This window comes from Mesorhizobium sp. RIZ17 (assembly GCF_051127865.1).
Lineage (GTDB): Bacteria > Pseudomonadota > Alphaproteobacteria > Rhizobiales > Rhizobiaceae > Mesorhizobium > Mesorhizobium humile.
Genome location: NZ_CP147861.1, coordinates 4,258,283 through 4,280,395, shown reverse-complemented (window position 1 = coordinate 4,280,395; position 22,113 = coordinate 4,258,283). Strand labels below are relative to the sequence as shown.

At 64.0% G+C, this 22,113-nt stretch carries 14 protein-coding genes; 2 read left to right on the top strand and 12 right to left on the bottom strand.

Annotation, left to right across the window (positions count from 1 at the left end; all coding sequences use genetic code 11):
* Window positions 1-19 precede the first annotated feature (19 nt).
* The 4 genes from WDX12_RS20370 to WDX12_RS20355 form a co-directional block, all read right to left on the bottom strand.
* On the bottom strand, window positions 20-1,639 hold the full coding sequence (locus WDX12_RS20370; RefSeq protein WP_320294858.1) for an ABC transporter ATP-binding protein: 1,620 nt from the start codon (window positions 1,637-1,639) through the stop codon (window positions 20-22).
* Window position 1,640: 1 nt separating this feature from the next.
* The gene (locus WDX12_RS20365) at window positions 1,641-2,765 is read right to left on the bottom strand and encodes an ABC transporter permease (protein ID WP_320294857.1); all 1,125 of its coding nucleotides are present in this window, start codon (window positions 2,763-2,765) and stop codon (window positions 1,641-1,643) included.
* Entirely contained in the window at window positions 2,758-3,681 is a 924-nt protein-coding gene (locus WDX12_RS20360) for an ABC transporter permease subunit (RefSeq protein WP_434721770.1), read from the bottom strand. Before WDX12_RS20360 ends, WDX12_RS20365 begins: the two co-directional genes overlap by 8 nt.
* Window positions 3,682-3,855: 174 nt before the next feature.
* Window positions 3,856-5,448 carry a peptide ABC transporter substrate-binding protein gene (locus WDX12_RS20355; RefSeq protein ID WP_434721769.1) on the bottom strand — a complete coding sequence of 531 codons (1,593 nt, stop codon included), beginning with the start codon at window positions 5,446-5,448 and terminating at the stop codon, window positions 3,856-3,858.
* A gap of 375 nt (window positions 5,449-5,823) precedes the next feature.
* On the opposite strand from WDX12_RS20355, the gene WDX12_RS20350 reads away from it, so the two are divergent.
* Window positions 5,824-6,189 carry a TadE family protein gene (locus tag WDX12_RS20350; protein ID WP_320294854.1) on the top strand — a complete coding sequence of 122 codons (366 nt, stop codon included), beginning with the start codon at window positions 5,824-5,826 and terminating at the stop codon, window positions 6,187-6,189.
* 152 nt (window positions 6,190-6,341) lie between these two features.
* Window positions 6,342-8,084, top strand: coding sequence for a TadG family pilus assembly protein (locus tag WDX12_RS20345; protein WP_434721768.1), 1,743 nt, complete (start codon window positions 6,342-6,344; stop codon window positions 8,082-8,084).
* Between the two features lie 7 nt (window positions 8,085-8,091).
* Here WDX12_RS20345 and WDX12_RS20340 read toward each other — a convergent pair whose 3' ends face one another.
* The 8 genes from WDX12_RS20340 to WDX12_RS20305 form a co-directional block, all read right to left on the bottom strand.
* Window positions 8,092-9,747 (bottom strand): alpha-glucosidase family protein, encoded by a 1,656-nt coding sequence (locus WDX12_RS20340; protein WP_434721767.1) that lies wholly within the window; start codon window positions 9,745-9,747, stop codon window positions 8,092-8,094.
* Window positions 9,747-11,744, bottom strand: coding sequence for a glycogen debranching protein GlgX (gene glgX, locus WDX12_RS20335; protein ID WP_434721766.1), 1,998 nt, complete (start codon window positions 11,742-11,744; stop codon window positions 9,747-9,749). Before glgX ends, WDX12_RS20340 begins: the two co-directional genes overlap by 1 nt.
* 199 nt (window positions 11,745-11,943) lie before the next feature.
* Window positions 11,944-13,572 carry an alpha-D-glucose phosphate-specific phosphoglucomutase gene (locus WDX12_RS20330; RefSeq protein ID WP_320294850.1) on the bottom strand — a complete coding sequence of 543 codons (1,629 nt, stop codon included), beginning with the start codon at window positions 13,570-13,572 and terminating at the stop codon, window positions 11,944-11,946.
* Window positions 13,573-13,575: 3 nt separating this feature from the next.
* Complete coding sequence (gene glgA / locus WDX12_RS20325) at window positions 13,576-15,021, bottom strand: glycogen synthase GlgA (RefSeq protein WP_320294849.1); 1,446 nt, start codon at window positions 15,019-15,021, stop codon at window positions 13,576-13,578.
* Between the two features lie 58 nt (window positions 15,022-15,079).
* The gene (gene glgC / locus WDX12_RS20320; RefSeq protein WP_320294848.1) at window positions 15,080-16,345 is read right to left on the bottom strand and encodes a glucose-1-phosphate adenylyltransferase; all 1,266 of its coding nucleotides are present in this window, start codon (window positions 16,343-16,345) and stop codon (window positions 15,080-15,082) included.
* 63 nt (window positions 16,346-16,408) lie between these two features.
* Entirely contained in the window at window positions 16,409-18,622 is a 2,214-nt protein-coding gene (glgB, locus tag WDX12_RS20315; RefSeq protein ID WP_434721765.1) for a 1,4-alpha-glucan branching protein GlgB, read from the bottom strand.
* A 104-nt stretch (window positions 18,623-18,726) separates the two neighbouring features.
* Window positions 18,727-21,189 (bottom strand): glycogen/starch/alpha-glucan phosphorylase, encoded by a 2,463-nt coding sequence (locus WDX12_RS20310; protein WP_434721764.1) that lies wholly within the window; start codon window positions 21,187-21,189, stop codon window positions 18,727-18,729.
* Window positions 21,190-21,330: 141 nt separating this feature from the next.
* Complete coding sequence (locus WDX12_RS20305; RefSeq protein WP_320294845.1) at window positions 21,331-22,113, bottom strand: ATP-binding cassette domain-containing protein; 783 nt, start codon at window positions 22,111-22,113, stop codon at window positions 21,331-21,333.

Genomic DNA, 22,113 nt, shown 5'->3' with positions numbered 1-22,113 from the left:
CGATTAGGCTTGCCCGGGTTCAAGCGCTCATGCGGAACTTTGTCGTATCGATCGCGGCCTTCATCAGCGTCTGCGTATAGGCTTCGCGCGGATTGTCGAAGATCTCCTGCGTCGGGCCTTCCTCGACGATCTTTCCCTGCTTCATCACGATGATGTAGTCGGCCATGGCGCGCACTACAGCGAGGTCATGGCTGATGAACAGGTAGGACAGTTCGTGGTCGGCCTGCAGCTTGCGCAGCAGTTCGACGATCTGCTTCTGCACGGAGCGGTCGAGCGCCGAGGTCGGCTCGTCCAGCACCACCACTTTCGGCTTCAGGATCATGGCGCGGGCAATGGCGATGCGCTGGCGCTGGCCGCCGGAGAATTCGTGCGGGTAGCGGTTGCGCGCGTTGGGATCGAGGCCGACCTCGCGCAACGCCTCGACGGCGCGCTGGTCGCGCTGCTTGCCTGTGAGCGAGGGCTCGTGCACCAAAAGGCCTTCGGTGATCACCTGGCCGACGGTCATGCGCGGCGACAGCGAACCGAACGGATCCTGGAAGACGAGTTGCAGCTCTCGCCGCAGCGGCCGCATCGCCTGGCGGTCGGCTTCGGATATATCGCGGTCGCCAAAGCGGATCACGCCGTCGCTGGGCAAGAGCCTGAGTAGCGCGCGGCCGAGCGTCGACTTGCCCGAACCGGACTCGCCGACGATGCCGATCGTCTGGTTGCGCTTCAGCCGGATCGAGATCCTATCCACCGCGCGCAGCATCAGCGGCTCGCCGCCTAGAAAGCCGCCGCCGATCTTGAAGACGACTTCGACATTGCGGCCTTCCAGCAGCACCGGCGAACTGGCGGGCGCCGCCGCCTTCGTGCCGGTGGGCTCGGCCGCGAGCAGCATCCTGGTGTAAGCATGCTGCGGGTTGGCGAAAAGCGCTTCCGCATCGCCCTCCTCCACCACCTCGCCCTGGCGCATGACATAGACCCGGTCGGCGAAGCGCCGCACGATACCTAGATCGTGGGTGATGAAGACGATGGCCATGCCGAGCTTGCGTTGCAGTTCGGCCAACAGCATCAGGATCTGCGCCTGGATGGTCACGTCGAGCGCCGTGGTCGGCTCGTCGGCGATCAGGATATCGGGGTCGTTGGCCAGAGCCATGGCGATCATGACGCGCTGGCGCTGGCCGCCCGACATCTCGTGCGGATAGGATTTCATCCGCCGTTCGGGATCGGGGATGTGCACCAGCCGCAAGAGCTTCAGCGCTTCTTCGCGCGCGGCGGCCGCGGAAAGTCCGCGATGCCGGCGGATCGGCTCCATAAGCTGGTTGCCGATGGTGTAGAGCGGGTCGAGCGAGGTCATCGGCTCCTGGAAGATCATGCTGATCTTGCGGCCGCGCACCTTGTTGAGATCGCTCTTCGACATGGCCAGAAGGTTCCGGCCGCGATAGTCGACCTGGCCCGTCGCCTCGCCGTTGGAAGACAACAGGCTCATCGCCGCCATCATCGTCTGGCTCTTGCCGGACCCGGATTCGCCGACGACGGCGACCGTCTCGCCGGCATTGACCTTGATGTTGATGCCCTTGACCGCTTCGACGGTGCCGTCGAGGGTCTGGAAGCGGACGCGCAGGTCCTTGACGCTGAGGATCGTTTCGGAAGCGGTCATCTCAGCGGTCCTTGGGGTCGAGCGCGTCGCGCAGGCCGTCGCCGACGAAATTCAGCGCGAACAGCGTCGAGACGAGAAAGAAAGCCGGGAACAACAGAAGCCAGTTGGCGTAGCCGATGTTCTTGGCGCCGACCGAGATCAGCACGCCCCAGCTGGTCATCGGCTCCTGCACGCCGAGACCGAGGAAGGAGAGGAAGCTTTCCAGGATGATGACCTGCGGCACCAGCAGCGTCATGTAGATGACGACCGGCCCGAGCAGATTGGGAATGACATGGCGCAACAGGATGCCGCGCTGGCCGACGCCCATGGCTTCCGCCGCCTGGACATATTCCTGCCTGCGGATCGACAGCGCCTGGCCGCGCACGATGCGCGCCATGTCGAGCCACAGCACGGCGCCGACAGCGAGGAACATCAGCACGAAGTTGCGGCCGAAGAACACCACCAGCATGATGACGAAGAAGATGAAGGGCAGCGAATAGAGCACGTCGACGATGCGCATCATCACCTCGTCGACCCTGCCGCCGGAGAAGCCCGCTGTCGCGCCGTAGATGACGCCGATGACGCCGGCGACGACGCCGGCGAGCAGGCCGATGGCCAAGGAGATGCGTCCGGCCATCAGCGTGCGCGAGAGCAGGTCGCGGCCGGTGTTGTCGGTGCCGAAGAAGAAATATTGCTGCTTCACGGCCGAGCTCATCGTCACTTCGAGGCCGTCGGGCGACTTGCTCTCGATCCTGGTGTCGTCGAAGGCGTCGGAGCGGTCGAGATAGCGGATGTTGCGGTCGTCGATCGGCTTGGTCGAGGTGACGGTGACGATGACGCGGTTGCCGTCCTGGTGCCACTCCTTGATGTCGGCCCGCATGCGCTTGATGGCGTCGCCCAGCGCACCCTGGATCATCTCAGGCTTCGGATAGGCCGAAACGCTCGGCGGCATGCGCACATAGTCGCCATAGATGGTGGTGTACTCATGCGGCACGACCCACGGACCGCAAATGCTGATGACGGCGATGAAAGCCAGGTAATAGAGGCTGAGCATCGCGGCGCGGTTGCGCTTGAGCCGCGCCCAGGCATTGCCCCAGAGCGAGCGGCCGACGATCGGCTCGGGTACGGCGACGGCGAGGTCAGTCATAGCGGACCCTCGGGTCGACGACCGCATAGAGCAGGTCGACGATCAGGTTGAAGACGATGGTGAAGAGCGCGATCACCACAACGGTTCCCATGACCAGCGTGTAGTCGCGGTTGAGCGCTGCATCGACGAAGTAGCGGCCGACGCCGGGGATGGAGAAGATCGTCTCGACGATGATCGAGCCGGTGAGCAGCGCGGCGGCCGCCGGGCCGGTGAACGAGACGATCGGCAGCACGGCGCCGCGCAGCGCGTGCTTGACCACCACCGACCAGTCGGACAGGCCGAGCGCACGCGCCGTGCGGATATGGTGCGAGCGCAGGCTCTCGATCATCGAGCCGCGCATCAGGCGGGCGACGATGGCGATCTGCGGCAAGGCCAGCGTCAGCACCGGCCCGACCTTGTTGATGAAGGCGCCGTCGCCCCAGCCGCCGATCGGCAACAGCTTCCAGGACAGCCCGAAGGCGAGCTGGATCACCGGCGCGATGACGAAGGTGGGGATGGTGCTGCCGGCGGTGGCTAAAGCGATCACCGAATAATCGCCTATCTTGTTCTGGTTGAGCGCGGCGATGGTGCCGAGGATGGAACCCAGCAGCAGCGCCAGCACCAGAGCCGAGGTGCCGATCTGGATCGAGATCGGCAAGCCCTTGGCGAAGAGTTCGGTGACGGTGAAGTCAGGCAGATTGTAGCTCGGGCCGAAATTGCCGCGCAAAAGATTGCCGAGATAGTGGACATATTGCAGCCAGAGCGGATCGTTGAGGCCGAACTGGGCTTCGAGATTGGCCCTGATCTCGGGGCTCAAGCCCCGCTCCTGGTTGAACGGGCCGCCAGGGGCGACGCGGATCAGGAAGAACGCCACCGTCACGATGACGAAGAGCGTGGGGATGGCGGTCAACAGCCGCCGGAAGACATAACGCAGCATCGGCGCCCCGCTTCAGCCAGGGCAACGGCTCTCCAGACGAAGATCCGTGGCGCCGGCATCTCTGATCTTCGCACCGGCATTCCCGAAAATCCAACCCGATTTTCGGCCCGGCACGACGCCAGACCGCGACCGCCGCTATCGGAAGATAGCGGCGGCGCGGCCAAGGGTTGATCGTCAGTCCTTGGAGATGAAGCGGGATGGATGAACGTCCATGACGTTGTCGGTGAAGCCATGCAGCTTCGAGGACACGATGTCGTGGTAGCTGTAATAGAGCAGCGGGATCTGGCCGACATCGTCGACGAGGATGCGCTCGGCCGCGGCGAGGTCCTTCATGCGCTCCTCGGGCTTGCCGCCGGCGGCGGCGGCCTTGTCCATGGCGGCCTCGTAGGCCGGGCTGTCGTAGTCCGAGTAGTTGTTGCCGCTCGCCTTGCGCGAGATGCCGAGGAAGGTCTCCGGATCCTTGTAGTCGGCGATCCAGGCAGCGCGGGCGACGTCGTAATTGCCCTTCTGCTCGAGGAAGCCGTAGTGGGTCTTGGTGTCGGTGTTGAGCAGCGTCACCTCGACGCCGAGCGGCTTCAGCTGTTCCTGGATGGCGACCGCCGTGTTCTTATGGTTTTCCGAGGTGTTGTAGCGGATTTCCATCTTCAGCGGATGCTCGGGCGTGTAGCCTAGCTTCTCCAGGATCTTCTTGGCCTCGTCCTCGCGGTCGATCTGCGGCATGTCCGCGTATTTGGCCATCGCCGGCGTGTAGCCCTCGATGCCGGGAGGCACCATGGAATATCCAGGCAGCATGGAGTTCTGCCAGACCTTCTCGGCCAGGAAGTCGCGGTCGATCGCCATCGAGATGGCATTGCGGAGCTCGACATTGTTCCAAGGCGCTTTGTCGGTCTTGATGGCGTAATAATAGGTGCCGAGATACGGGCCGACCTTGATCTGATCGCCGAACTTGGTCTTGAGGTCGGCCAACTGCTCGGTCGGCAGATCGTCATAGCTGTCGAGCTCGCCTGCCTCGAAGCGCTTCATGGCGGAGGAACGGTCCTCGGTCGGGATGTAATTGACGGTGTCAATCTTGACGCTGGCGGCATCCCAGAATTTCGGGTTCTTGACCAGCTTGAGGTGGTCGTTGGGCACCCATTCGGCGAGCGTATAGGCGCCGTTGGACACGAGCTTGCCGGGCTTGATCCAGTCGGCGCCGAGCTTGTCCATCGAGGCCTTGTTGACCGGATAGGTCGCCTGGTGGGTCAGCATCTCCAGGAAGTAGGGCGTCGGCGCCTTGAGCGTGACTTCCAGCGTGTTGGCATCGATCGCCTTCACGCCCATGTCCTCGGCCTTGCCCTTCTTGGTGTTGAAGTCCTCGGCGCCCTTCACCGGATAGAGCATCGAGGCGTATTCGGCGCCGGTCGCGGGATCTTCCAGGCGGTGGAAGGCAAAGACGAAGTCTTCCGCCTTCACCGGGGTGCCGTCGGACCACACGCCGTCCTTGCGCAGCTTGAAGGTATAGACGGTGCCGTCGTCCGAGACGGTCCAGCTTTCGGCGGCGCCCGGGATGAGATTGGCCTTCTCGTCCTGCATCACCAGTCCCTGGAACAGGTCGCGCAGGATGTTGGCTTCGTAGACGGTCGAGGTCTTGTGCGGATCGACAGATTCCGGCTCCGCGGCGCTGCCGCGGTTGTAGACCACTTCGGCAAAAGCATGCGTGTAAAAGGAGCCCGTGGCCAGAGCCATGGTGGTGGCGAACACCGTCGCCTTCAGCATATTTTTCAGCATGAAGTTTCTCCCTGTCGGCGCAGCCCCTCAGCCGCGCCTCTTTAAGTTTTAACACCTCGGAACCGTTGAAACGGCCCCGTTTCAGGCGTGCCGCCGGTCCCTTCCGGCGGCTGGTGGCAGGAGACTAGACAGAGCGAAATCTTATTTCAACCATTGCCTGCTTGACGCAAAGTGAGCGTCATCACGCTAAAACAGCAAAACCTAAAGCTTAGAGCTTGCCTTCAACTTGGTACACCTGCCGGTTGTTCGAGGCATTTTCTGTTTTTGCAGGCAGGTTTTGGCATTCTCCGTATCATGCTGAAAAACCGAAAACTCCCTGTTTCCTGGTCTCGTTTCCCGGCAGACGCCGAGGGCACGTCAGCAATCGAATTCGCCATGCTGGCACCGATCTTCATCCTGCTTCTGCTCGGCATGGTTGCATATGGAATCTATTTCGGCGCCAGCCATTCCGTCCAGCAGATCGCCGCCGATGCGGCGCGCACGGCGATTGCCGGCCTGAACCAGACCGAGCGGCAGGCACTGGTCACCGATTTCATCGCGCACGATGTCTCGGGCTATCCGTTCGTCGACCCCAACAAGCTGACCGTCAACGCGCAGGACAGCGTCGCCGACGGCAGCCAGTTCGTCGTCTCGGTCACCTACGATGCGCGCAACCTGCCGATCTGGAATCTGTTCAAGACGCTGCCGCTACCGGGCACCACGATCCAGCGCCAGTCGACGATCCGGGTCGGAGGCATATGATGCCCATCAAGGGGGGGCTTAAGCGGTTTATCGTTTCCAGGAAACGCCAAACCGCTCCATCTGTTTCTGTTTTCCGTGACGCAATTCCGGACGGAAGGCTACGGCGAAGTCGCCGAACCGAACCGCTTCGCACTTTTCCTGGAATTGCTCTCATGGCGGCGACGCGAAGGCTCGTCGCCGACCGTAGCGCGAATTTCGCCGTCATGACGGCGCTATGCACGCCGGTGGCGCTGGCGCTGACCGCCTTCGCGATCGACGAAGGCTCGCTTTACAATGAGCGCCGCGCTGCGCAGTCGATCGTCGACCTTGCCGCCATCACCGCGGCCTCGAACATCACCAATGCGCAGCAGGCGGTGCTGACGACGCTCAGCGACAACGGCATCACCTCGGTCGCCGTGCAGGAGCAAGGCACCACCGTGGCGCCAACCGCCAGCAAGGCGGTCGTCCAGATCGTGCCTGGACGCTACACGGGCGTCAGCGCCATTGCCGCCGGCAGCCGGTTCGAGGCGGGCAAGCTGCCTTACAATGCCGTGCAGGTGTCGCTGAAGAAGCAGGGCACGCTCTATTTCGCCGGCTCCATCATGTCGCCGCCCACTCTCGGCACGACCGCTATCGCCAGCGCGCAGCCGCAAGCGGCTTTTTCGGTCGGCTCGCGGCTTGCCAGCCTCAATGGCGGCATTCTCAACGCGCTTCTCGGCGGCCTTCTCGGCGGCAACATCTCGCTCAGCGTGATGGATTACAATTCGCTGGTGTCGGCCGATATCGATGTTCTTTCGTTCACCGATGCGCTGGCCACGCAATTGCATCTGACCGGTGTCAGCTATTCCGACGTGCTCGCCTCCAAGGCAACGGTCGGCCAGATCGCCACCGCCATGGCCAACGTGCCCGGGCTGGACCACACAGCCAAGATCGCGCTCCAGACCATGGCCTCCAGCGCCACCAACACCGTCAAGATTCCGCTCAGCAGCCTCGTCGACCTGGGCTCGGTGGGCAACCTCGGCCTTGGACAAAAACCGGCCGGGCTGTCGGTCGACGCCAGCGCGCTCAGCATGCTGACGGCGGCGGCGGCACTTGCCAACGGCACGAACCAGGTCGCGGTCAATCTCGGCGCCACCATACCTGGGCTGGCATCGACCACGCTTGCCATCGCCATCGGCGAGCCGATGCAGAATTCGGCCTGGCTGGCGGTGGGAGAGGCAGGCACGGTGGTGCGCACTGCGCAGACGCGCATCAAGCTCAACGCCAGCGTCACGCTCGGCAATGCCAATCTCGGCGGCGGCATCAGTCTGCTTGCCGTCAACCTGCCGCTCAATGTCGAGGTCGCCTATGCGGAAGCCAAGCTGACCGACATCACCTGCCCGACCGGACCCTCCAGCATCAAGGTGTCGATCGCCGCGCAGCCGGGCGTGGTCGCGGCTCATCTGGCCAAGAGCAGCGCCAGCGGTTTCGCCGACTTCACCCAGCCGCAATCCTTCTCCGACGCCGAGATCGCGGATGTCAGCCTCAAGCTGCTGCTGATCAACCTCAATCTGCTGCAGATCAATGGGCAGTCGGCCTTTTCGGTCACGAACATGGCGCCGACCACCCTGACCTACAACGCCTCCGACATCGCCAACAAGGCGATCAAGACGGTGTCGACGAAGAACCTGACGCAGTCGCTGACGACATCGCTGGTCAACAACCTGTCGCTGTCGGTCAATGCGCTGGGGCTCGGCCTCGACGTGACCGCCCTGCTCGGCACGGTGAAGCCTGCAGTGACGACGCTGCTCAACGGCGTGACCGCGCCGGTCGACGACCTGCTCTACAATGTGCTTGGGGCGCTCGGTGTCCATGTCGGCGAGGCAGACGTGCGCGTAACCGGCGCGACCTGCGGGCGCTCGGTGCTCGTCCAGTAAGCCGCCTTCAGGCAATTCTGCCTACGAAGCACCCCACGGGCGGCAGTGCCAGGCCAATCTCCTCAAGGACACCGCCAAGAACGCCGGCGACGTCAGCGGCAAGAGCCGTTATCTCGGCATCCCTGATCTCGGCCGGCAGGGCCCAGCTCGCCGGCTCCGCGGCGAAGTTGAAGACGCATAGCAATCTCTCGTCTTCGTGCTGGCGGATGAAAGCCAGCACATCGCCCTCGGCCTCGAGGAAACGGATAGAGCCAGCGATCAGCGCCGGATGGCGCTTGCGCAGTGCAAGGATCGAGCGATAAGCCGCCAGCACGGAGCCGCCTTCGCCATCCTGGACATCGACCGCACGCGCACGATGCGCTTGCGGCACCGGCAGCCAGGGCTTGGCCGTCGAGAAGCCGGCATTGTCCGCCTCAGCCTGCCAGACCATCGGCGTGCGACAGCCGTCCCTGCCCTTCACGCCCGGCCAGAAGCGGATGCCGACCGGATCACGCAGATCCTCATAGGCGAGCTCAGCTTCATCGAGGCCCAGTTCCTCGCCCTGGTAAAGGCAGATCGAGCCGCGCAGGCAGGACAAAAGCGCGATCGAGAACTTGGCCACCGCGTCCGGGCTCTCGCCAGGCCGTGTCCAGCGGCTGACATGGCGCACGACATCATGGTTGGAGAAGGCCCAGCAGACCCAGCCGTCCGGGGCGGTGGTCTCGAACGCCTCGACGCAGCCGCGCACATGGGCAGCGGAAAATTGCGGGCTGAGCAGGTCGAACGTGTAGCACATCTGCAGTTTGTCGCCGCCGGAGACATAGGCGGCGAGCGTCTGCAGCGAACGCTCCTCGTCCCCCACCTCGCCGACCGCGGCGCGGTCTTGATATTCGTCGAGCAGCGCGCGGAAGCGTTTCAGGAAGTCGAGGTTCTCGGGGCGCGTCTTGTCGAAAAGATGCTCCTGGAACCCATAGGTGCTTGTCGAGCCGTTGGTGCCGGCGACGCTTGACGCCAAGGGCGGGTTATCGCGCAGCCAGCGGTCGTGGACATAGTAGTTGACGGTATCCAGCCGGAAGCCGTCGACGCCGCGCTCCAGCCAGAAGCGCACGGTGTCGAGCAGCGCGTCCTGGACCTCACGATTGTGGAAGTTCAAATCCGGCTGCGCGGCGAGGAAATTGTGCATGTAATATTGCCGGCGGGTGGCGTCCCATTCCCAGGACGGGCCGCCGAAGACGGACAGCCAGTTATTCGGGGCGCTGCCGTCCGGCCTGGCGTCGGCCCAGACATACCAGTCGGCCTTGGCATTGTCGCGGCTGGCTCGGCTTTCGACGAACCATTCATGCTTGTCGGAAGAATGCGAGATCACCTGGTCGATGATGAGTTTCAGGCCGAGCCGATGCGCCTCGGCGACCAGCGCGTCGAAATCTTCCAGGCTGCCGAACATCGGATCGACGTCGCGATAGTCGGACACGTCATAGCCCATGTCGGCCATCGGCGACTTGAAGAAAGGCGAGAGCCAGACCGCGTCGACGCCGAGCGAAGCGATGTGGGTGAGCCGCGCGGCGATGCCCTTCAAATCACCGCTGCCGTCGCCGCTCGTGTCCTGGAAGGAGCGCGGATAGACCTGGTAGATGACACAGCCGCGCCACCATTCGGTTCCCTGCCCGGGATTGTCGCCAGCCATCACGAACCCTTCCCGCTGCGCGATTTGGCGGCACGCCGCTCGATCATGAAATTGACGCTGCGGCCGGGCAACGGCCGCGCGAGGTCGACCGGCTGAGTCTCGATTGCCGGGCGCCATTCAAATCCGTCCCGCGCCGGCAAGGTGAAGACACATTGGCGGCGGTCGCCATTGATCACGACGGCCAGGCGGTTGCCTTCGGTATCGCCAAGCAGCATGACGAGGCGATGCCGGCCGGGATCGTTCCAGTCCGTATCGCCGAGCGGCGCACCGGTCTCGGTCAGCCAGGCCACGTCGGGAATGTCCGCTCCGTCGGCCGGCTCGCCCGCCAGGAAGTGTGTATCCGCCAGAGCGGGAAAGACCCGGCGCAGCGAAGCGAGTGACGATGCATATTGCTCGAGCGCCCGATCGCGGCCTGCCCAGTCCAACCAGGTGACGGCGTTGTCCTGCGCATAGGCGTTGTTGTTGCCCTTCTGCGTGCGGCCGAACTCGTCGCCGGCGGTCAGCATGATGGTGCCGCGCGATGCAAAGAGCGTGGCGAGCAGCGCGCACTGGTCGGCGAAGCGGGCCCTGGCGATCGCCTCCTCATCCGTCTCGCCTTCGGCGCCGTTGTTCCAGGACAAATTGTCGTTATGGCCGTCGCGATTCTGCTCGCCATTGGCCTCGTTGTGCTTGCGCTCATAGGCGACGATGTCGGCCAGCGTCATGCCGTCATGCGCGGCGATGAAGTTGACCGTGCGACTGACAGGTTTCCCTTCTCTGCCAAAGACGTCCGAGGAGCCGGCAAGCCGGGTGGCCAAAGCGCCGATCGCGCCGGTATCGCCGCGCCAGAAGCGCCTGACATCGTCGCGGTAGCGGTCATTCCATTCGAGATAGGGCGGGCGGAAATTGCCGAGCTGGTAGCCGTTCGGGCCGATATCCCAGGGTTCTGCGATCAGCGCGCGGTCGGCGAGCAGAGGATCTCCGGCGATGGCCTGAAGCAACGGCGCTTCCGGCTCGAAGGCGCCGTCGACGCGGCCGAGCACCGGTGCCAGATCGAAGCGGAAGCCGTCGACACCGGCGAAGCGGACGAAGTGTCGGAGCGTGTCGAGCACCATCTCGCGCACTACCGGATGGTCGCAGGCGACCGTGTTGCCGGTGCCGGTGTCGTTGACCAGCCTGCCGTCCTCCTGATGCCGGTAGTAGGCCAGCGCATCCAGCCCGCGCAGCGACAGCGTCGGGCCGAGCCGGTCGCTCTCGCCGGTGTGGTTGAAGACGAGATCGAGGATGGTGCCAATGCCGGCCTTGCGCAGCGCGGCGACGGTATCGCGCAGTTCCTTGAGGCCGCCGGGCGCCAGACGCGGATCCAGCGCCATGAAGGTGACGGGATTGTAGCCCCAGGCGTTGCCCAGCCCCAGCGGCGGCAGATGCCGCTCGTCGATCGACGCGGTGACCGGCATCAGCTCGACCGCGGAGACGCCGAGACGCATCAGGTGCTCAACGACAGCCGGGTGGGCAAGCGCCGCGACGGTGCCGCGCTCAGCCTCCGGCACGTCCGGATGCAGTCTGGTGAAGGAGCGGACGTTGAGCTCGTAGATCAGCCCGCCGGGCTGGAACAGCGGCGGCTTGGCCGGCACTGGTTTGAGCAGGGACCGCGCAATCGCCTTCGGCATCAGCGAGGCCGTGTCGGCGCCTTCGCTGCGTTTGGCGGCAAGCCGCCAATGGTATTGGTATGGACGATCGACCTCGACGGCATACGGGTCGGAGAGAAGCTTGCTCGGATCGAACCACAGGCCGCGTTCCGGCGCGTAGTCGCCGTCGGCGCGAAAGCCGTAGCGGGTGCCGTCGCCAAGGCCGGGGACAAGCAGCGCATGCAGGCCCTCGCCTTCCGGGTTGAGCTCCAGCCGGTCGGTTTCGCGGCTGCCGCTGTCGTCGAAAAGCGAGACCCAAAGACGCCGGGCCGATGATGACCAGACGGCAAAGCGGATACCTTCGGCGGTGATGGTGGCGCCGAGGGTCATGCAGGCGCCTTCCCTTCTCCCCTTGTGGGAGAAGGTGGATCGGCGCGCAGCGCCGAGACGGATGAGGGGTGTTGGAAGGAATGGGGCGCAGGTGTTCTGGACGCCGGTTTGCGCCAAGCTGGAGCACCCCTCATCCGTCGCCTTCGGCGACACCTTCTCCCACAAGGGGAGAAGGGGGAGCCGCGCGGCGCCGCCACCCTCAAGTAATCACGCTCGGCTTGTTGCGGCCGGTGTGGCTCTTGATGCCGGCGATGTCGTCGGCGGCGGCGATGAGATCGGCCAGCGCTTCCTGCGTGTCGAGGTCATGCCGCGCCTTGTCCGGCTCGTAGCGCTCGATATAGACGCGCAGCGTCGCGCCCGACGTGCCGGTGCCCGAGAGGCGCAGCACGACGCGCGAGCCGCCCTCGAACAGGATTCGTATGCCCTGATGCTCGCTCACCGAGCCGTCGACCGGGTCGTGATAGGCAAAGTCGTCGGCCTTGGCGATCTTGAGGCCGCGCACGCTGGTGCCTGGCAGCGAGTTAAGCTTGGCGCGCAGCTCGTCGACCAGCGCGTTGGCGCGGTCGCTCTCGACCTCCTCATAGTCGTGGCGCGAATAGTAGTTGCGGCCGTAGGTCGCCCAGTGCTCGGTGACGATCTGCTTGCAGCTCTCGCCGCGCGCGGCGAGGATGTTGAGCCACAAAAGCACCGCCCACAACCCGTCCTTCTCGCGCACATGGTTGGAGCCGGTGCCGGCGCTTTCCTCGCCGCAGATGGTGGCCATGCCGGCGTCGAGCAGGTTGCCGAAGAACTTCCAGCCGGTCGGCGTCTCATAGATGCCGACGCCGAGCTTTTCGGCGACGCGGTCGGCAGCACCACTGGTCGGCATCGAACGGGCAATGCCCTTGAGGCCGTCCTTGTAGCCTGGCGCCAGCTTGGCATTGGCGGCAAGCATCGCCACCGAATCCGACGGCGTGACGAAGATGCCTCTGCCGATGATCAAATTGCGGTCGCCGTCGCCGTCGGACGCCGCGCCGAAATCCGGCGCATCGGGGCCCATCATCTCGTCATAGAGATGCTTTGCGTGCACAAGGTTCGGGTCGGGATGGTGGCCGCCGAAATCCGGCAGTGGCTTGAAGTTGCGGCAGGTGCCGTCCGGGGCGCCGAGGCGGTGCTCGATGATCTCCTTGGCATAGGGGCCGGTCACCGCGTGCATGGCGTCGAAACGCATGCGGAAGCCCGACTTGAAGAGCTTCCTCAGCGCATCGAAGTCGAACAGGCTTTCCATCAATTCGGCATAATCCTTGACCGGGTCGAAGATCTCGACCGTCATGTCGCCGGCCTTGACGGTGCCGATGGTGTCGATGTCGATCTCGCCGATCTCGGCGATCTTGAAGCTCTTGATCTCCTTCGACTTGGCGAAGATCGCGTCGGTGATCTTTTCAGGCGCCGGGCCGCCATTGCCGGCATTGTACTTGATGCCGAAATCCTCGTGCGGGCCGCCGGGATTGTGGCTGGCCGACAGGATGATGCCGCCGAAGGTCTTGTATTTGCGGATGATGTTGGAGGCGGCGGGGGTCGACAGAATACCGCCCTGCCCGACCATCACCTTGCCGAATCCATTGCCGGCGGCAATCGCGATGGCCTTCTGGATGACCTCGCGGTTGTAGAAGCGGCCGTCGCCGCCAATCACCAGCGTCTTGCCCTGAAAACCGTCCAGCGCATCGAAGATCGACTGGATGAAGTTCTCGGCATAGTGCTCCTGCTGGAACACCGGCACTTTCTTGCGCAGGCCCGACGTGCCAGGCTTCTGGTCGGTATAGGGTTTGGTGGGGACGGTTTTGATCATGCCTCAGGCAGCCCTTTTCGAAAGCAGCAAGCGATAGAGTTCGACGTATTTTTCGGCGCTCTTGTCCCAGGAGACATCGGCCTTCATGCCCTGCCGCTGGATCGAGGCCCAGGTCGCGGGCCGCGCATGCACCTCGACCAGCCGCTGGATGGCATGCAGCATCGCGCCGCCATTGTTGGGCGCGAACTGGAAACCGGTGGCGACACCAGCCGACAAGGCGGCCTCATTGGCGTCGATGATCGTGTCGGCCAACCCGCCGGTACGGGCGACGACCGGCACGCAGCCATAGCGCAGGCCATAGAGCTGGGTGAGCCCGCACGGCTCGAAGCGGGACGGGATGATGATGGCGTCGCAGCCGCCCTGCATGACATGCGAAAGGCCTTCGTCGTAACCGACGACGACGCCGACGCGACCGCGATGGCGGGCTGCGGCGGCAAGCAGCGTGCCCTCGAGACCGGCATCGCCCGAGCCGAGGATCGCAAGGCGCGCGCCGGCGGCGACGATGCCGTCGACGACCGCGGCGAGGATGTCCATGCCCTTCTGCCAGGTCAGCCGGCTGATGACGCAGACGATCGGGCTGCCGTCCGCCTCCAGACCGAAGCGCTCTTCGACCGCCTTGCGGTTCTTGGCCCTCGCCGCAAGCTTCTCGGCCGAATAATTGGCGACCAGGTGCTTGTCGGTCTCGGGATTCCAGATATCGACGTCGATGCCGTTGACGATGCCGTAGAGGTCGGTTGAGCGCATGTTGATCAGCCCGTCGAGACCCATGCCGAATTCGGGCAAGCGGATTTCCTGCGCATAGGTCGGGCTGACCGTGGTGATCGCCCAGGCAGCCTGGAGGCCGGCCTTGAGAAAGCCGACGCCGCCATAATATTCGACGCCGTCGAGCTGCATGGCCACCGCCGGCAGGCCGAGCTCGCCGAAGATGCCGGCGCCGAACTGGCCCTGGAAGGCAAGGTTGTGCACGGTGATCAGCGACGGCACGCCGACGGCCTTGCCGTAGCGCATATAGGCAAGCGTCATCGCCGACTGCCAGTCATGGGCATGCACGATATCGGGCTGGTAACCGGAGATCGCACCGCCGGCAATGTCGCCGCCAACCTGGCTCAAGGCCGCGAAGCGGCGCCAGTTGTCCGGCCAGTCGGCGCCGGAGGCGGTGCCGTAAGGGCCGCCCTGGCGATCGAAGAGATGCGGCGCGTCAAGCACGAAGAGGTCGAGATCGCCGACCTTGACGGCATGAATCGAAGCTTTGCCGCCCTGCAGCAGCGGATACTGGTAGACGGCCTTCTTCTTGGCGAAGGCCGCCATCACGACGGGATAGCCGGGGATCAGCGTGCGCATCGCCACGCCCTTGCCGGCCAACGCGATCGGCAAGGCGCCGGTCACGTCGGCAAGCCCGCCGGTCTTGATCAGCGGAAAGATTTCGGGCGTGACCGACAGAACCTGCATGCGCTCCACATTCCGATCTTAAAGTGACAGTTTGTCGATCAAGCTGACAACTTGTTGATCAAACTGACAACTTGTTGATCATATCTTGCGTGATCAGGCAGATGCCTTTTTCCGATACACGGAAGCGCTTGGCGTCGAGCGCCGGGTCCTCGCCCACCACCAATCCTTCCGGGATGTGGACGCCGTGATCAATGACGACGCGCTTGAGATGCGCGTTGCGGCCGACAGTGACGTCGGGCAGCATCACCACTTCCTCGAGCTTCGAATAGGAATTGATGCGCGCGCCGGTGAAGATCAGGCTGCGGCGCAGCGAGGCGCCAGAGACGATGCAGTCGCCGGAGACCAGCGAGGAGATCGCCTCGCCGCGTCGGCCGTCCTCGTCATGCACGAACTTTGCCGGCGGCTTCAATTCGGCATAGGTCCAGATCGGCCAGTCGCGGTCGTAGAGGTCGAGCTCGGGCGTGATGTCGGTCAAGTCGATGTTGGCTTCCCAATAGGCGTCCACCGTTCCGACGTCGCGCCAATAGGGTTCGGACTCATGCGAGGAGCGCACGCAGGATTTGGCGAAGCGATGGGCGATCGCCTTACCGTGCTGGACGATGTAGGGGATGATGTCCTTGCCGAAGTCGCGGCTGGAGCCGGGTTCGGCGGCGTCGCGGCGCAACTGTTCCATCAGGAACTTGGTCTTGAAGACATAGATGCCCATCGAGGCCAGGGCGAATTCCGGCTTGTCGGGAATGCCCGGCGGATCGGCCGGCTTCTCGACGAAGGCGATGATGTTGTCCTTCTTGTCGACATGCATGACGCCGAAGCCGGTCGCCTCCATGCGCGGCACTTCGAGACAGCCGACGGTGACATCGGCGCCGGCGTCGACATGCTGGCGCAGCATCAGCTCGTAGTCCATCTTGTAGATGTGGTCGCCGGCGAGGATGACCATGTATTCGGGGCCGTAGGCCTCGATGATGTCGATGTTCTGGTAGACGGCGTCGGCTGTACCTTCATACCACTGCGTTTCCGAGACGCGCTGCGATGCAGGCAGGATGTCGAAGCTTTCGTTTCGCTCGGGCCGCAGGAAGTTCCAGCCGCGCTGCAGGTGGCGGATCAGCGAATGCGCCTTGTACTGGGTGGCGACGCCGAGGCGGCGGATGCCGGAGTTGAGCGCATTGGACAGGGCAAAATCGATGATGCGCGTCTTGCCGCCGAAATAGACCGCTGGCTTGGCGCGCCGGTCGGTCAGCTCCTTGAGGCGGCTGCCGCGGCCGCCGGCCAGCACATAGGCCATGGCATCGCGTGCCAGCGGCTGGGTTCTTTTGATCTCTGCCATTTTGTTACCCTCCCAAACAAGCTGCCCGGATCGTTGCAAGAGCAGGATGAGACATCATCTGCTTCAATCCGTGACGAATTCCAGCATGATCGTCGACAGCGGCGGCAAAAGCATCGTCGCCGATACGCCGCCTCCTTCCCCGCTCGCCTCGACCATGCCGCCATTACCCATGCCGGAGCCGCCATAGACCTCGGCGTCGGTATTGATGATTTCGCGCCACTTTCCCGCCTTCGGCAGCGGCACGCGATAGTTCTCGCGCGGCACCGGCGTAAAATTGGAGATGACGGCAATCGGATTGCCGTCCGGCGCGCTGCGCAGCCATGCGAAGACCGAATTGTCGCGGTCGTCGACGATCAGCCAGGAGAAGCCTTCCGGCTCGCAGTCGCGCGCATGCAGCGCCGGGCGCGAACGATAGAGGTAGTTCAGGTCGCGCACCGTCTGCCAGACGCCGCGATGCGGTGCGAATTCGAGCAGGTTCCAATCGAGCGCGCGCTCCTCGCTCCACTCGCGGCGCTGGGCGAATTCCTGGCCCATGAACAACAGCTTCTTGCCGGGATAGCCCCACATGAAGGCGTAATAGGCGCGCAGGGTGGCAAACTTCTGCCAGTCGTCGCCGGCCATCTTGTTGAGCAGCGTGCCTTTGCCGTGCACGACCTCGTCATGCGACAGCGGCAGCACGAAATTCTCCGAGAACGCGTAGACCAGGCCGAAGGTGATGTCGTTGTGATGGTGCTTGCGGAAGATAGGCTCCTTGGAGAGATACTCCAGCGTGTCGTGCATGAAGCCCATGTTCCACTTGAAGCCGAAGCCGAGGCCGCCTTCATGCACAGGGCGCGACACTTTCGGCCACGAGGTCGACTCCTCGGCGATCGTCATCACGCCGGGATGGTGGCCGTAGACCTCCTTGTTCATCTTCTGCAGGAAACTGACCGCTTCGAGGTTCTCGCGCCCGCCCTTCTCGTTGGGGATCCACTCGCCCGCCTTGCGCGAATAATCGAGGTAGAGCATCGAGGCGACCGCGTCGACGCGCAGGCCGTCGACATGGTATTTCTCGGCCCAGAACAGCGCGTTGTTGACCAGGAACGACACCACCTCGCGGCGGCCGAAATTGTAGATGGCGGTGTTCCAGTCGGGGTGAAAACCCTGGCGCGGGTCGGCATGTTCGTAGAGCGCCGTGCCGTCGAACTTCACCAGCCCATGCTCGTCGACCGGGAAATGCGCCGGCACCCAGTCGAGGATGACGCCGACGCCGGCGCGGTGCGCGCCGTCGACGAAGCGGGCAAAGCCGTCCGGATCGCCGAAGCGGGCCGTCGGGGCGTAGAGGCCGGTGGTCTGGTAGCCCCAGGACGGGTCGTAGGGGTGCTCCGAGATCGGCAGGAACTCGATATGGGTGAAGCCGGTGTCGATCACGTAGGGGATCAGCCGCGCGGCGAGCTCGTCCCAGGAGAGGAACGTGCCGTCGTCGCGGCGCTGCCAGGAGCCGGCGTGGACCTCATAGATCGAGATCGCCTCGCGCCTGGGATCGGCCTTTTGCCAGAAACCGCGATGCGCCTCGTCGCCCCAGCGATGCGCGATCGGCGGCGCCGTCACCGAGGCGGTGGCCGGGCGCAGTTCCGACTCGAAGGCGAACGGATCGGCCTTGAGCGGCAGGCGCACGCCGTCGGGCCCGATGATCTCGAACTTGTAGGGCTGCCCCGCGCCGAGATCGGGAATGAACAATTCCCAGATGCCGGTGTCCTTGCGGTCGCGCATGGTGTCGCGGCGGCCGTCCCAGTCATTGAAGGCGCCGACCACGGAGACGCGCCTCGCGTTCGGCGCCCAGACGGCGAAATGCACGCCGGTGGCGCCCTCGTGTTCGATGATGTGGGCGCCGAGCTTGTCGAAGAGCCTGAGATGAGAGCCCTCGGCCATGTAATAGTCGTCCATCGGACCCAATACCGGGCCGAAGGAATAGGGATCGGTCAGCCACCAGTCGCCGCCGGCATTCCTGGCGTGATAGCGCAGCGGCTGGCGCTTGCGGATCGAGATCTTGCCCTCGAAGAAGCCGGCGTCGTCACGGCGGGAGAGCTCGCCGGCCTCCTTGCCGGTCAGCGTATAGGCGGTGACGAATTCGGCGTTGGGCACGAAGCAGCGGGCGACGAAGCCTTTGCCGGCTTCCTGCACGCCCAGGACCGCGAAAGGATCGCCATGCGTTCCGGCGACAATCGCCGCGACATCGCCGGCTGGCGCCAGTCCGTCCGGCCCGCTTGTCGCAGCGGTCGCGCGCGGCTTCCTCATCAAGCGGTCGCCCTCCCCGGGCACCTTTGTTTTGGGTGCGCCCGCCCAGCACAATTGGACAGAAGACACCTGGGCCACATTGTTCGTAGCCTCATGCAATCATATCAGACGGGTACGTTCCAGATTTCTTTCGCATATTGGCGGATTGTGCGATCGGACGAGAACCAGCCCATGCGGGCAACGTTGTGGATGGCGCGCGCGTTCCAGTCGGGGCTGTCGCGCCAGACGCGGTCCACCTCGCGCTGGCAGGCGGCGTAGGAATCGAAGTCGGCCGCCACCATGAACCAGTCGCTGCTGTAGAGCCCGTTCATGAGGTCGCGGTAGCGATCGGGGTCGTCGGGCGAGAAGACGCCGGACGAGATCGCCGCTACGGCCTGCGACAATTCAGGTGACGCCTCGATGATGCCGCGCGGGTTGTAGCCATTGCTGCGTCGTTCGGCGACCTCGGCGGTGGTGAGGCCGAAGATGAAGATGTTGTCGTCGCCGACATGTTCCTTCATCTCGACATTGGCGCCGTCGAGCGTGCCGATGGTGAGCGCGCCGTTCATGCCAAACTTCATGTTGCCGGTGCCGGATGCTTCCATGCCGGCGGTCGATATCTGCTCGGAAAGGTCGGCGGCGGGCATCAGCACTTCGGCCAGGCTGACATTGTAGTTCGGCACGAACACGACCTTCAGCAGGCCGCGCACCGACGGGTCGCCGTTGATGACTTTCGCGACGTCGTTGGCCAGTTTGATGATCAGCTTGGCGTTGTGGTAGCTCGGCGCCGCCTTGCCGCCGAAGATCTTGACGCGCGGCATCCAGTCCCGCTCGGGATGCGAGCGGATCTGGTCGTAGAGCGCGATCGCTTCGAGGATGTTGAGCAGCTGGCGCTTATATTCGTGGATGCGCTTGACCTGGATGTCGAACAGCGCCGACGGGTCGAGCCGAATGCCCAGGCGGTCGGCAATCAAATTGGCGAGCTTCACCTTGTTCTGCCGCTTCACGGCGGCGAATTTTTCGCGGAAAGCCGCGTCGTCGGCGAGCGGATCGAGATCCTTGATCGCCTCGATGTCGTCCATGAAGCGGTCGCCGATCGCCTCGCGGGCAAGCGCGGTCAGGCCGGGATTGCACTGGATCAGCCAGCGCCTGGGCGTGATGCCATTGGTCTTGTTGTTGATGCGGTCGGGATAGAGCTTGTGGAGATCGGCGAACACCGTCTCCTTCATCAGCTCGGTGTGGAGGGCCGAGACGCCGTTGATGGAATGCGAGCCGACGAAGGCCAGATTACCCATGCGCACGCGGCGGTCGCCGTTTTCCTGGATCAGCGAGATGCGGGCGATCTGATCGCCCGAGAACTGGTTGGTGGCGCGGGCCTCGAGCAGCACCTGCGCATTGATGGCGTAGACGATCTGCATGTGGCGCGGCAAAAGCCGTTCGAACAGCGGCACCGGCCAGCTTTCCAGCGCTTCGGGCAGCAGCGTGTGGTTGGTGTAGCCGAAGGTGCGCTTGGTGATGTCCCAGGCCTGGTCGAAGTCCATGCCGTGAACGTCCATCAGGAGCCGCATCAATTCCGGCACGGCGACCGCGGGATGGGTGTCGTTGAGGTGGATCGCCGCTTTGTCGGGCAGCGATTTCAGGTCGCCATACTGGCTGAGATGACGCTGAACGATGTCCTGCAGCGAGGCGGTGGAGAAGAAATACTCCTGCCGCAGCCGCAGCTCCTGCCCGGCCATGTGGGAATCGGCCGGATAGAGCACGCGCGACAGCGCGTCGGCTTTGTTGCTCTCGGCCAGCGCGCCGATGTGGTCGCCGGCGTTGAACTTGTCGAGCAGGATCGGGTCGATCGGCATGCCGGACCAGAGTCTCAGCGTGTTGACGCGCCTGGCATGCCAGCCGGCCACCGGCGTGTCGTAGGCGACGGCCAGCACATGCTCGGTCGGCTTCCAGACGTGGCGTTCGAGCCGACCGTCCTTGGAGGTGATCGATTCCACCGAACCGCCGAAGCCGACCTCGAAGGAGCGCTCGCGCCGCTCGAACTCCCAGGGATTGCCGTGATCGAGCCAGGTCTCAGGCAGCTCGACCTGCCAGCCGCCGTGGATCTCCTGGCGGAACATACCGTTGGCGTAGCGGATGCCGTAGCCATGGGCGGGGATGTCGACGGTCGCCATGCTTTCCATGAAGCAGGCGGCAAGCCGGCCAAGACCGCCATTGCCGAGTGCCGCGTCCGGTTCCAGCGCGGCGATGAGATCGAGATCGACGCCAAGCGAGGACAGCGCCTCGCGCATGTTCTCCATCAGGCCGAGATTGGAGAAGGCGTCGCGCATCAGGCGACCGATGAGGAATTCGAGCGAAAGGTAATAGACGCGCTTTTCCTGCTGGTCGTAGGCTTCCTTGGTCGCCTGCATCCAGTGGTCGACGATGCGGTCGCGCACCACCTTGATCGAGGCGGTCAGCCAGTCATAGGGCGTGGCGACGGTGGTGTCCTTGCCAACCCGGTATTTAAGCGACATCAAGACTTCTTCAGCAAGGGTCTTGGGGTCTGGATTGTCGAGAACAGGGACTTCGATCGTCATGGCCGATGTCATTTCGCCTCTCGTGATTTTGCTACGATCATACCGGCTTTCATCGTTTCTCCCAGCCCATCGTACCGCATCGCAGCATACATTCAATCGATTTAGACGATCGACTCATCCGATCCCCTGCGGCGATCTACCCATCGAGGCAGATCAAGCCGCCAGAGCATCCTCCGGGGGCTTCTTGGCGCCGGTCATGAGAGCGACGGCATCCGACATGGAAATCTGCTTCGGATCGACGACGCAAAGGCGCTTTCCGAGACGGTGTATGTGAACGCGATCCGCCACTTCGAAGACATGCGGCATGTTGTGCGAGATAAGCACGATCGGCAGGCCGCGCTTCTTGACGTCGAGGATCAGTTCGAGCACCCGTCGGCTTTCCTTCACTCCAAGGGCGGCCGTCGGCTCGTCCATGATGACGACGCGGCTGCCGAAGGCCGCGGCGCGTGCCACCGCGACACCCTGGCGCTGGCCGCCCGACAACGTTTCCACCGCCTGGCTGATGTTCTGGATGGTCATCAAGCCAAGCTCGGTGAGCTTGTCGCGGGCGCGCTTTTCCATCGCCGGACGGTCGAGCATGCGAAACCAGCTGCCGAGCGGACCGGGTTTGCGGATTTCCCGGCCGAGGAACATGTTGTCGGCGATCGACAGCGCCGGCGACAGGGCCAGGTTCTGGTAGACGGTCTCGATGCCGGCTTCCCGGGCCTCCATCGGCGACTTGAAGGCGACGGGTTTGCCTTCGAGCCGTATCTCGCCTTCATCGGGCACGACAGCGCCGGAAATCGCCTTGATCAGCGATGACTTGCCGGCACCATTATCGCCGATGACGGCAAGGATCTCGCCCGGATAGAGGTCGAAGTCGGCATTATCGAGGGCAGTGACGCGGCCATAGCGCTTGACCAGACCACGAGCGGTGAGGATGGGTTCCTGGGTCAT